The organism is Microbispora sp. NPDC046933, assembly GCF_040644635.1.
Classification (GTDB): Bacteria; Actinomycetota; Actinomycetes; order Streptosporangiales; family Streptosporangiaceae; genus Microbispora.
The window spans coordinates 149,991-161,930 of the sequence record NZ_JBEYWW010000016.1 but is presented as its reverse complement, the minus strand read 5'-3'; the positions used below and the strand labels follow the sequence as shown (position 1 = coordinate 161,930).

The window sequence follows — 11,940 nt, the reverse complement described above, 5'->3', positions numbered from 1 at the left end:
GCCCATCCGGGGAGCGGGAGGTGGTCAGCTGGTGACGGCCAGGGCCAAGGGCAGCACTGCGGGCGCCCCGGCGTGACGGACCTGGGCGGCGGCCAGCGCCATCGTCCATCCGCTGTCCACGCGGTCGTCCACCAGCAGCACCGGCCCGCCCGCCGCCGCGATCCTCGCGGCCACGTCACGCGGCATCGCGAGCGTCCCCCGGATGGCCGTCACCCGCTGGGCGCTGTTGTGCCTGGCTGCGGGCGACCCGCTGCGGTAACCGAGCATCCCGAGATACTCCAGCCGGCCGACCTGGGCGAGCCGCTCGGCGAGCGACCCGACCAGCGCCGGCCGCGTGCCCGACGGCACCGCGACCACCGCGACCGGGCGCCGCTCCCACTCCCACGACTTCAGCACCTCGATCACGGCCGCGAACACGTCGTCGGGAACCGGCCCGTCCCCCGCCGCGAACAGCTCGCGCAGCCGGGTGCCCCACCCGATGTCGGTCAGGCGGCCGAGCGCGCGGCCCGGCTCGGCACACAGCTCGGGCTTGATCCGCCCCTTCAGGTCAGGCAGGCCCGTGGGCCACTGGCGGCGCGGCTCGATCTCGACGCCGGGACGCGCGAGCCGTTCGTGCGCGGCCCGGACGGCCTCGTCCGGCACCTCGGCGGAGCGGTGGACGCCGGTGCAGTTGTCACACCTGCCGCAGGGTGTCGCGGTCTCGTCGTCCAGGTGGCGGCGCAGGTACTGCTCCCGGCACTCGCTCGTCGCGATGTAGCCGAGCATGGCCTCCTGCTCCGCCCGGCGCTCGGCGGCCACCCGCGCGTAGCGGTCGGCGTCGTAGCTCCACGGCTCGCCGGTGGCCTCCCAGCCGCCCTTGACCCGGCGTACGGCGCCGTCCACGTCGAGCACCTTGAGCATCATCTCCAGCCGGCTCCGGCTGAGGTCGACCCTCGTCTCCAGTGCGGCGGTGGACAGCACGCCCCCCTCGGACAACGCCTCCAGCGTCGCCCTGACCACGCCCTCCGGCGGGAAGGCGAGCGAGGCGAAGTAGGCCCAGATCTCCCGGTCCTCGGGACCGGGCAGCAGGATGACCTCGGCCCGCTCGACGCCGCGGCCGGCCCGGCCCACCTGCTGGTAGTACGCGACCGGCGAGGCGGGCGCGCCCACGTGGATGACGAAGCCCAGGTCGGGCTTGTCGAAGCCCATCCCCAGCGCCGAGGTCGCCACCAGTGCCTTGACCCGGTTGGCGAGCAGGTCCTCCTCGGCGGCCAGCCGGTCGGCCGGCTCGGTCTGCCCGGTGTACGCGGCGACGGTGTGGCCCTGCTCGCGCAGGTACGCGGCGATCTCCTGGGCCGCGGCGACGGTCAGCGTGTAGACGATGCCGGAGCCCGGCAGCTCGTGCAGCGTCCTGGCCAGCCAGGCGAGCCGCTGGTCCGCGCCGCCCAGCCGTACGACGCTCAGGTGGAGGCTCTCGCGCTCCAGCGGGCCGCGCAGGACGAACACCTCGCCGCCGGGCAGCTCGTCCCACTCCTGGGTGACGGCGAGCTGCTCGGCGACGTCGCGGGTGACCCGGGCGTTCGCCGTGGCCGTCGTGGCCAGCACGGGGATGCCCGGCGGCAGCTCGGCCAGCAGCGTGCGGAGCCTGCGGTAGTCGGGCCGGAAGTCGTGGCCCCAGTCGGAGATGCAGTGGGCCTCGTCGATCACCAGGAGTCCCGCGCTGCCGGCCAGCTCGGGCAGCACGTTGTCGCGGAAGTCGGGGTTGTTCAGCCGCTCGGGACTGACCAGCAGCACGTCGACCACGCCCTCGGCGACCTGGCCGTAGACCTTCTCCCACTCCTCGGGGTTGGCGGAGTTGATCGTCTCGGCGTGGATGCCGGCCCGCTCGGCCGCGGCGATCTGGTTGCGCATCAGCGCCAGGAGCGGGGAGACGATGACCGTCGGCCCCTCGCCGAGCTCGCGCAGCAGCGCGGTCGCGATGAAGTAGACGGCCGACTTTCCCCAGCCGGTGCGCTGCACGACCAGCGCGCGCCTGCGGTCCATGACCAAGGCCTTGATGGCGGCCCACTGGTCGTCGCGCAGCCGCGCGTGATCGCCGGCGAGCGCCCGCAGCCGGGCCTCGGCCTCTTCCCGCAGCGTCTCCTCTTCTTCGGTCACCCGCCCATTGGTACCAGGTCCGGCCGACCGTTTCCGCCGCGACGGCCGACGGAGCGACAGGAGCGCTGGAGGCCGGACGTGCGGGTGATCACGGGCACACCTTCCGGTACGGCGTGTCACCCAGGTAACGCGCCCAGTCCGCCTCACTCATAGGGGTGTCTGTCAGGGCACAGACGGCGGAGAACGGATCGGACGGAAGGTCCATATTCCATACCCGGATCGTGGTGTCCTCACCGGCGGTGGCCAGACGAGCCCCGTCAGGACTGAAGGCGACCGCCTTCACCGGACCGGTGTGACCGGTGAAAACGGCGACCACCTCGCCCGTCGCCACATCCCACACCCGGACGGTGGTGTCATCACCCGCGGTGGCCAGGCGAGCCCCGTCAGGGCTGAAGGCGACCGCATTGACATGACCGGTGTGACCGTTAAGAACGGCGACCACCTCGCCCGTCGCCACATCCCACACCCGGACGGTGGTGTACTTAGCCACGGTGGCCAGGAGCGTGCCGTCAGGGCTGAAAACGACCGCATTGACACCGGAGGCGTCGTCCCCGTCGAACGAGGCGATCGACTTGCCTGTGTTCCCATCCCAAAGCCGGATGCCGTAAGTGCCGGCGGTGGCCAGACGAGACCCGTCAGAACTGAAGGCAAGCGCAAGCGTCTCTTCGTATTCGTGGCCCAGAGCCGCGATCTCCCGACTTCCGGCGACATCCCAAAGGCGCACAGCGGGGTCACCCGCGCCGGGAACGAAAGCCAGGCGCGAGCCACTGTTGATCGCTATCTTGCTCACGCTCTGGCCGAGGTCCAGGGTGCCGTTCACCCTGCGCGCGTTCACATCCCAGAGCCGCGCCTCCCCCTGACGGCCGACGCTGACGAGGCGGGAGCTGGTCTGATTGAACGCGATCGCATTGGCCTCGATGTCGCCCACACTGCCGATTACGCTGCCCCGCGCCAGGTCCCACATCCAGGTCCTGTCGCTAAGAGCGGCCAGGCGAGAGCCGTCAGAAGTGAAGGCGACCGCGGTGACCGAGGCTCTCTGTGCAAGGGTGGCCGCTTCGCCGACGGCCACATTCCACAACCTGCCCGTCCCGTCGGCACCGGAGGTGGCCAGAAGGGAGCCGTCAGGGCTGAACGCGACCTCCGTGACCGGCCCTATATGTCCCCTGAGCACCGCGATCGCGCTTGCGGTCCCCACATCCCACACTCTGACGGTGTTGTCGCTGCTCCCACTGGCCAGGCGGGAGCCGTCCGAGGTGAAGGCGACCGCGTTCACGGGACCCTTGTGACCGTTGAGGACGGCGACCCCCTTACCGGTCTTCCCGTCCCACAACCGGATGCTGTTGTCACTGCCGGCTGTGGCCAGACGAGAGCTGTCGGGGCTGGAAGTGATCCAGTTCACCGGACCCTTGTGACCGTTGAGGACGGCGACCCCCTTACCGGTCTTCCCGTCCCACAACCGGATGCTGTTGTCACTGCCCGCGGTGATGAGGCGAGAGCTGTCAAAAGTGAAACCGATTGGAGTTTCACGGCCACCGGAGCTGCCGAGCGTGGCCACCAGCTTGCCCGTCCTGCCATCCCGCAAGAGTGCGACACCACGGACACCGACGGTGGCCAGGCGGGAGCCGTCAGGACTGAAAATGAATGTGTCCTCGAAGCGCCCCAAGGTGGCGATCTCCTTACCGCTGGCGGCGTCCCACAGCCTTGAGGCGCTCTCCCCGTCGCTGGTGGCCACACGGCTGCCATCGGGATTTAATCCGAACTCACGCAGTGACTTACTTTTCACTGTCGCGAGTGCCTCGCCGGTCTTTCCGTCCCACACCCGGATGGTGTTGTCTTCCTTACTGGCGAAGCGAGAACTGTCGGAGCTGACCATGACCGCGTCCGGAGCGGTGAGGCCGTCCAATGTGGAGATCGTTTTGCCGGTCTTTCCATCCAACAGCCGCATGGCGCGATCCTCACCCTGGGTAACCAGGCGAAACCCTTTGGAGTCGTACAGGATGGCGCTGGCGCGATCGACACCCGGTAGGCGGTTCTCTCTGCCTGTGACCGCATCCCACACCTCGATCCTTTCGTGCATCTGCGTGACCAGGCGGGAGCCTCCGGGAAGGAACCGCATCGCCGTCACTCGACCCACGGTTGTGTTGGCAACGCTGCTGTAGTCCTCCGTCAACATCGCGCGTTGCGGGCTGAGGAGTGCCTTGAGCATGCTCAGCCGGGCTTCCTGGGTGTGCGAGATGTGCCAGGCCGCGGTGCTGAGCTGGCGCGACAGGGTAATGTCGCTGTCACCGACACTCTCGCTCTGGGCGGCGAGCTGGCGCGACAGGGAGTCCGCGCTTTCCTTCGCGGCCCTGGCCGCCAGCACGCCGGCGGTTCCGGCGCCGACGAGGGCCAGGGCCAGCAGCGCGGCCAACGCAACCATGGTGCGGCGTCCCCTGCGGGTGCGGCGGTCCTCCGCGCTGCGGCTCGCCTCCAGGAAGCGCCACGCGACGTCGGGAAGGGGCGGGTAGCGGCCGGGGTCGGCCCGCCAGACCTGGGAGGCCTGCCGTGCGGCCGCCAGGCGGGTGCTCTGGTAGAGGTATGCGGGGTCCCGGTCGTGCCGCCGCCATTCGGCGGCGTCCTCGCTGAGCTGCTGATGGATCAGCAGGGTGGCCCGGTCGGCCTCGATCCACCGGCGCAGCTGCGGCCATGAGCGGATCAAGGCCTCATGAGCGATCTGTACGACGTCCACGTCCACGGTCAGCAGGCGGGCGCGGACGAAGTGGTCCAGGATCTCGCGGGCGGTGGCGTACCGCGGGGAACGTGCTGGGGGGAGCAGGTCGGCCAACGGCAGCGTGCGGCGGGTGTCGTCCTGGCCTTCACCGACCCGGACCAGGCGGGTGAGCATCCGGCGGGCGACCTGGCGTGCGGGCAGATCGAGCTGCTCGAGGGCATCGTCGGCCGTGCGGGCCAGGGCCCCATGGATGCCGCCCTTGGCACGGTAACCGGCCATCGTCAGCGTCCGGCCTTCCCGATGCTGCCAGGTGACGAGCAGGGCGTGGGACAGCAACGGCAACACGGCGGCGCCTGCCGTGGTCGGCTCGGACGAACCGATGTCGTCCAGGATGAGCTCGATCAGGCCGGGTTCGAAGACGAACCCGGCCCGCCGCGCGGGGCCTTCGATCGCCTGGCTCAGCTGGGGCGGGGTCATCGGGCCGACGACCACCGCGTGTTCCAGCGCGGGCACCAGCTCGGGATGGGCGGTGCAGTGCCCGAAGAAGTCGGCCCGTACGCCGATGACCACCACGGCGGCGGGCGCCTCCTCCGCCGGTTCCTCCGCGAGGGTGTCCGCCGCATCGGCGGGCCCGCGGCACAGCCCGTGCAGAGCACGTACGAAGATCCGTTGCTGCCGTTCGTCCGGGCAGGCGGTGAACACCTCCTCGAACTGGTCGACCAGGATGACCGCCTGGCGGTCGCCCAGCGCCTCCCTGACGACGCCGTCCAGGGCGGCCGGTTCCCGTTCCACGCGTTCGCGCAGGTCTGCCGGATTCGCATCGGTCAGGTGGGCGAACCGTGCGACCAGCGTCCCCACCGGGTCCGCACCGGGGGTCATCAAGGCGACCTCGGTGCGAGACGAGCGGCGCAGGGCCGGGATCAGGCCCGCACGCAGCACGGAGGACTTGCCCGAGCCGGACGGGCCGGTCACGACCAGCGGGCCCCCGGCGGTGACCTGAGCCGCCACCCGGTCGACCAGCACACCGGTCAACTCCGTACGGCCGAAGAAGTACTCCGCGTCTTCCGGCCCGTAGGCGGCCAGTCCCCGGTAGGGGCTGAACTCGCCCTGCCGTTCTGCCGCCGCCTCGCTGTCCGCCGTACCGGCCGCCGTACCGGTCGTCGCGGGTACGGGGTGGGCGGGGTTGAGTGCGATGGGCTGCCAGTCGCCGTGGTCGGTCGCCTGGCGGCGGGGGGCGGGGAAGCCGCGCTCGTGCAGGGTCCGCGCGAGGCACCGGTAGACGTCGTCCAGTGTGAGCGCCCTCGGCGCGGTGGGATCGCCCGCGGTCAGCAGGTCGATCAGCGCGCCGGTGAAGGCGGTGTGACGCTGCCCTGTGGGGGCCCAGGCGAGCGCGTCGCGAGTGGTGGCGGCCAGCAGAAACGTGCCTTGCGGAGTGGCATCGAGCAATCGCTTTCCGGTGTCCCCCGTCGCCGGGGTGGCGGCCCGCCCGGAGAAACAGCAGTCAATCACGACCACGATCACCGGAGCGGCGCACCGCACCAGGGTTTTCCTGAGCGTCGAGTACGGCAGCGCCTGGTGTTCCGCAATGCCCTTGGTCAGGTCCACGGTCGCGTACGTGGCCAGGTGAAGCTCGTTGTCCGCGTCGAGCAGGCCGTGGCCCAGGTAGTAGACCATCAGGGTGCTGGTGGCCTGTGCGGCCGCCTCGACCAGGGCGTTGCCGAACTCCACAGGGCCGGCGGGGTCGAGCACGGTGGTCAGGGCGCCCGGGTCGAGCCCCGCCCGCTCCACCAGGCATCGCCCCAGATCGGCGACGGAGTCGGGCACCGAGCCGACCGCGGGGAGAAGCGAGCCTGTGGCGTAGGCGCCGGAACCGACCAGCAACACCCGGGTGCCCGGTGAGGAGAGCAGCAGGCGCGGGCTCTCTCCGGAGATCATCGGTCCTGGTGGGCGGTGTCGAGCAGGTGGGCGATCTGCGTGGCCAACTCGCGGACCCCGACAGGGTCGAGACCCCTGACTCCCTTGGCGGTGACCTCCAGGGTCTCGCCGTCGTCCCCACCCCGGCTCAGCTTCACCGTGACTTCGCCCGACCGCGTGTTCAGCCAGGCGATCACCACGCTGGCCGCGGTGGCCGCGCCGCCCCCGGCGCCCAGAATCAGCTGTAACACGTCCGCGGGTGAGCCAAGTGCCCCTTCAGGGACAGCGTCCGCGTGAATTCTGGTGCGCCCTCGCAATTCCGGTTCCTCCGAAAGCCAGGAATACAGGTCGCGAATCAGGTCCGCGGGGTTGTCGCCTGACACGGTCACGAGAACACTCACGGAATCTCCCCTTGGCCAGATATGTTCCGTATACCCCGATTAGTCGACGTCGCAGAAAACAATCATTCTGACACGCCGGCAGTCGGCACTTCCGTAAAAGCGCGGCCTCACGGACTCAAGGATGAATCGGAGCGGAGCGGGGAGCAACTCCCGTCGCACCGCCTCTCGCCGTCTCGGTCAGGTCGGCACTGGACGGAGCCAGGCGGGCGTCGTGGTTGGATGTGTCCCGTTATGGACGTGACCACCTGGTATCTCGAACAGACCAGCCCCGCCGACCTGCGGCCGGGACGGCCGCCCGCGATCCCCGCCCAGGTCGTCCGCGCCGAGGTCCCCAGCCCCGAGTTCAGCCGCTTCCTCTATACCGCCGTCGGCGGCGACTGGCAGTGGACGGAGCGCCTGGAGTGGACCTGGAGGCAGTGGAAGGAATGGCTCGACCTGCCCGGCGTCGAGACCTGGGTGGCCTGGGTGCGCGGCACCCCGGCCGGGTACGTCGAGCTCGTCTCCCGGGAGGGCGAGGTAGAGATCGTCTACTTCGGGCTGCTGCCGTTCGCGATCGGGCAGGGCCTCGGCGGCTGGCTGCTCGGCGAGGGCGTGGCCCGCGCCTGGGACATGGCCGAGCGCCGGCCCGGTCTGAAGCCCACGCGGCGGGTCTGGGTGCACACCTGCTCTCTCGACGGCCCGGCGGCGCTGGCGAACTACAAGGCCCGCGGCTTCCGGATCTACGACGAGAAGCTGAACGTGCCGGGCGACGGGGACGAGGGCGAGACGCCAGGTCCCTGGCCCGGCGCCGGCCCCCGCGACTGACCGTCCCGAGACCGCAGAGGCTGCCTCGTCGGGGAAGCCGGGACGGCGGGCGCGGGCCCGGCAGTATGGTGGTGAGTCGCGAACAGGGTGAACTCTCGGCAGAATGTTCGATGTCCACCACCGATGTCCACCGACTGACGTTCACCACCGATGTCCACCACCGACGTTCACCACTGACGTTCACCACCAACGTTCGCCCTCCCCGGTCCCGACGGCCGGGGTCCGGCTCCTCGACACGCAGGAAACCACGACATGGCCCGACGCACGACGACACCCCCGCCGGACGAGGACTTCGAGGAACGGATCGTCGACATCGACGTCTCCGCCGAGATGCGGGCGAGCTACCTTGAGTACGCCTACTCGGTGATCTACCAGCGCGCGCTGCCCGACGCCCGTGACGGCCTCAAGCCCGTCCAGCGCCGCATCCTCTACGCGATGAACGAGATGGGCCTGCGGCCGGACCGCGGGCACGTCAAGTCCTCGCGCGTCGTCGGCGAGGTGATGGGCAAGTTCCACCCGCACGGCGACTCGGCCATCTACGACGCGCTCGTACGGCTCGCGCAGCCGTTCTCGATGCGCCTGCCGCTGGTGGACGGGCACGGCAACTTCGGCTCCCCCGACGACCTGCCCGCCGCGATGCGGTACACCGAGGCCCGCCTCGCCCCGGCCGCCATGCTCATGGTGCAGTCGATCGACGAGGACACCGTCGACTTCAAGCCCAACTACGACGGCCAGGAGACCGAGCCCACGGTCATGCCGTCGGCGTTCCCCAACCTGCTGGTCAACGGCGCCTCCGGTATCGCGGTCGGCATGGCCACCAACATGGCCCCGCACAACCTCGGCGAGGTCATCGCGGCGGCCCGCTACCTGATCAGGAAGCCGACCGCGACGCTCGACGAGCTCATGCGCTACGTCCCCGGCCCCGACCTGCCGACCGGTGGCACGATCATCGGCCTCAACGGCATCAGGGACGCCTACGAGACCGGCCGCGGCACGTTCAAGATGCGGGCCAAGGCGACGATCGAGCAGGTCACCCCCCGCCGCAAGGGCATCGTCGTCACCGAGCTGCCGTTCAACGTCGGTCCCGAGCGGGTGGTGACGAAGATCAGGGAGCTGGTGACCGCGAAGAAGCTCACCGGCATCTCCGACCTCAAGGACCTGACCGACCGGCACAAGGGCCTGCGCCTGGTCATCGAGGTCAAGAACGGCTTCAACCCGGAGGCCGTGCTGGAGGAGCTCTACCGGCTGACGCCGATGGAGGAGACCTTCGGCATCAACAACGTCGCCCTCGTCGACGGCCAGCCGCGCACGCTCGGCCTGCGCGAGCTGCTGTCGGTCTACGTGGACCACCGGCTCGACGTCGTGCGCAGGCGGTCGCTCTATCGGCTGCGCAAGCGCGAGGAACGGCTCCACCTCGTCGACGGCCTCATCATCGCGCTGCTCAATATCGACCAGGTCATCCAGGTGATCCGCGGCTCGGACGACTCGGCGCAGGCCCGCGCGCGGCTCATGGAGACCTTCGAGCTGAGCGAGATCCAGGCGAACTACATCCTCGACACCCCGCTGCGCCGCCTCACCCGCTACGACAAGCTGGAGCTCGACCGGGAAAAGGAGCAGCTCCAGGCCGACATCGCCGAGCTGAACGAGATCCTCGGCTCGGATGACCGGCTGCGCAAGGTCGTGTCGTCCGAGTTGGCCGAGGTGGCCAAGACGTACGGCACGCCGCGCCGCACGGTCCTGCTGGAGTCGTCGGAGGCCGCCAGGGCCGCCGTCGTGCCGCTGGAGGTGGCCGACGACCCCTGCCTGGTGCTGCTGTCGTCCACCGGCCTGCTCGCCCGCACGACCGACGCCTCGCCGGTCTCCGGCGAAGGCGATCGCACGGCGCACGACGTGCTCGTGTCGGTGGTCCGCTGCACCGTGCGCGGCGAGGTCGGCGTGGTGACCTCCATGGGCCGGATGATCCGGGTCTCGGTGCTCGACCTGCCCGCGCTGCCGCCCTCGGCCAACCCGCCCTCGCTCGCCGGCGGGCACCCGGTGTCGGAGTACGTCGCCCTCGAACCGGACGAGAAGGTCGTCGGGCTGGGCTCGCTCGACCCGGACGGGCCTGGCCTCGCGCTCGGCACCAGCCAGGGCGTGGTCAAGCGGGTCGTGCCCGAATATCCCGTGAACCGCGACGAGTTCGAGGTGATCGGACTGCGGGACGGCGACGTGGTGGTCGGCGCGGTGGAGCTGACCTCCGCCGATCACGACCTGGTCTTCATCACCAGCGACGCGCAGCTCCTGCGCTTCCCCGCCTCCGTCGTACGGCCCCAGGGACGTCCTGCGGGCGGCATGGCCGGCGTGCGCCTCGACGGCGACGCGAAGGTGGTCTTCTTCGGCGTGGTCGATCCCACGCGGGAGGCGCGCGTGGTGACGATCGCCGGCTCCTCCACCGCCCTGCCCGGCACCCAGATGGGCGCGGGCAAGGTCTCCGACTACGCCGACTTCCCGCCGAAGGGACGGGCGACCGGCGGCGTGCGCGCCCAGCGCTTCCTGAAGGGCGAGGACGTGCTGCTGCTCGCCTACGCCGGCCCGGCGCCGGTCAAGGCGGTCTCCTCGACCGGCAAGCCGGTGCCGCTGCCGGACGAGCTGGGCCGCCGCGACGGCTCGGGAGTGCGCCTCGTGCACGCCATCGCCGCGATCGGCGGCGCGCTCGGCGCGGACGGCGGCGAGGAGGCCGCCGCGACGGAGGGCGGCATGGCCATCACGGGCGACACCGGCGGCGAAGAGCCGCCCATGTGACACGCCGGGGGCGAAGAACCGCCACTGTGACAAGCGGGGGCGAAGAGCCGCCACTGTGTCACGCCGGAGCCGCCGCCCTGACACAGGCGGCGCGGAGCCGGTTCTCGTGGCTCCGCGCCGCCGCGCGTGGCGCTCAGGTGGCGGCCGGGCCGTCGTGCTGGGATGAGGAATGGAATGAGGAGCGATACGCCTGCGGCGTGGTCCCCACGACCCGCTTGAACCGCTCCCTGAACGCGGTCGGCGACCCGAAACCGGCCTGTGCGGCGATGCGCTCGATGCCGTGGTCGGTGTTCTCCAGCAGGTACTGCGCCCGCCGCACCCGGGCGCGCAGCAGCCACTGCAGTGGAGTGGTGCCGGTCTGCTGGCGGAAGCGCCTGCTGAACGTCCGCTCGCTCATCCCGCCGCGGACCGCCATCTCCCGCAGGGTGAGGTCGCGGCCGAGGTTGTCCTCGATCCACGCCAGCACCGGCTCCAGCAGCGAACCGCTGGGCACCGGCGGATGCTCGTGGACGATGAACTGGGCCTGACCGCCCTCCCGCTCCAGCGGCATCACCGACAGGCGGGCGGCGTCGGCCGCGACGGCCGAGCCGTGGTCGCGCCGGATCATGTGCAGGCACAGGTCGAGCCCGGCCGCCGCGCCCGCGGAGGTCAGCACCTGCCCGTTGTCGACGTACAGCACGTCCGGCCGCACCTCCACCCGCGGGAACCGCCGGGCCAGCACGGGCGCCGCCGCCCAGTGCGTGGTCGCCCGCAGGCCGTCCAGCAGCCCGGCCGCCGCGAGGATGAACGCGCCCACGCAGATCGAGGCGAGGCGGGTGCCCCGCGCCGCCGCGTCGCGCAGCGCCTCCAGGGCCTCGGGCGGGGGCGGCCCGGCCCGCTCCGAGCAGCCGGGCACGATGACCGTGTCGGCCTCCGCCAGCGCGTCCACGCCGTACGGCACCCGCAGGGCGAACGCCTCGGTCTCCACTTCGGGGACGGGCCCGCACACCCGCACCCGGTACGGCCGCCGGCCGTCCGGCAGCCGGGTGCGCCCGAACACCTCGATGGGGGTCGCCAGGTCGAACGGCACGACATGGTCCAGCGCCAGGATCGCCACAGTGTGCACGATCGCCACCATAGACGGAATCTCGCCATAGCCGAATCCCTGGGACCAGACACCAATGGCCAGGTGAAAGCGCTTGGCGAGAATTCGTT

General features: G+C 70.8%; 6 protein-coding genes. 2 read left to right on the top strand and 4 right to left on the bottom strand.

What is annotated here, in order from left to right; genetic code table 11:
- Positions 1–24: 24 nt before the first annotated feature.
- The 3 genes from ABZ857_RS22395 to ABZ857_RS22385 form a co-directional block, all read right to left on the bottom strand.
- Positions 25–2,136 carry a RecQ family ATP-dependent DNA helicase gene (locus ABZ857_RS22395; RefSeq protein WP_357045800.1) on the bottom strand — a complete coding sequence of 704 codons (2,112 nt, stop codon included), beginning with the start codon at positions 2,134–2,136 and terminating at the stop codon, positions 25–27.
- Between the two features lie 88 nt (positions 2,137–2,224).
- The gene (locus ABZ857_RS22390) at positions 2,225–6,634 is read right to left on the bottom strand and encodes a caspase family protein (protein ID WP_357045798.1); all 4,410 of its coding nucleotides are present in this window, start codon (positions 6,632–6,634) and stop codon (positions 2,225–2,227) included.
- 143 nt (positions 6,635–6,777) lie between these two features.
- Positions 6,778–7,143, bottom strand: a complete 366-nt coding sequence (locus ABZ857_RS22385; RefSeq protein ID WP_357045886.1) for a hypothetical protein — start codon at positions 7,141–7,143, stop codon at positions 6,778–6,780.
- Positions 7,144–7,392: 249 nt separating this feature from the next.
- Here ABZ857_RS22385 and ABZ857_RS22380 point away from each other — a divergent pair, with 249 nt between their 5' ends.
- Positions 7,393–7,965 (top strand): GNAT family N-acetyltransferase, encoded by a 573-nt coding sequence (locus ABZ857_RS22380; RefSeq protein WP_357045796.1) that lies wholly within the window; start codon positions 7,393–7,395, stop codon positions 7,963–7,965.
- Positions 7,966–8,217: 252 nt separating this feature from the next.
- A complete protein-coding gene (locus ABZ857_RS22375) occupies positions 8,218–10,746 on the top strand; it encodes a DNA topoisomerase IV subunit A (RefSeq protein WP_357045794.1) in 2,529 nt (842 codons plus the stop codon).
- Between the two features lie 133 nt (positions 10,747–10,879).
- Here the strand turns inward: ABZ857_RS22375 and ABZ857_RS22370 are convergent, their stop codons facing one another.
- Positions 10,880–11,851, bottom strand: a complete 972-nt coding sequence (locus ABZ857_RS22370) for a helix-turn-helix domain-containing protein (protein WP_357045792.1) — start codon at positions 11,849–11,851, stop codon at positions 10,880–10,882.
- Positions 11,852–11,940 lie beyond the last annotated feature (89 nt).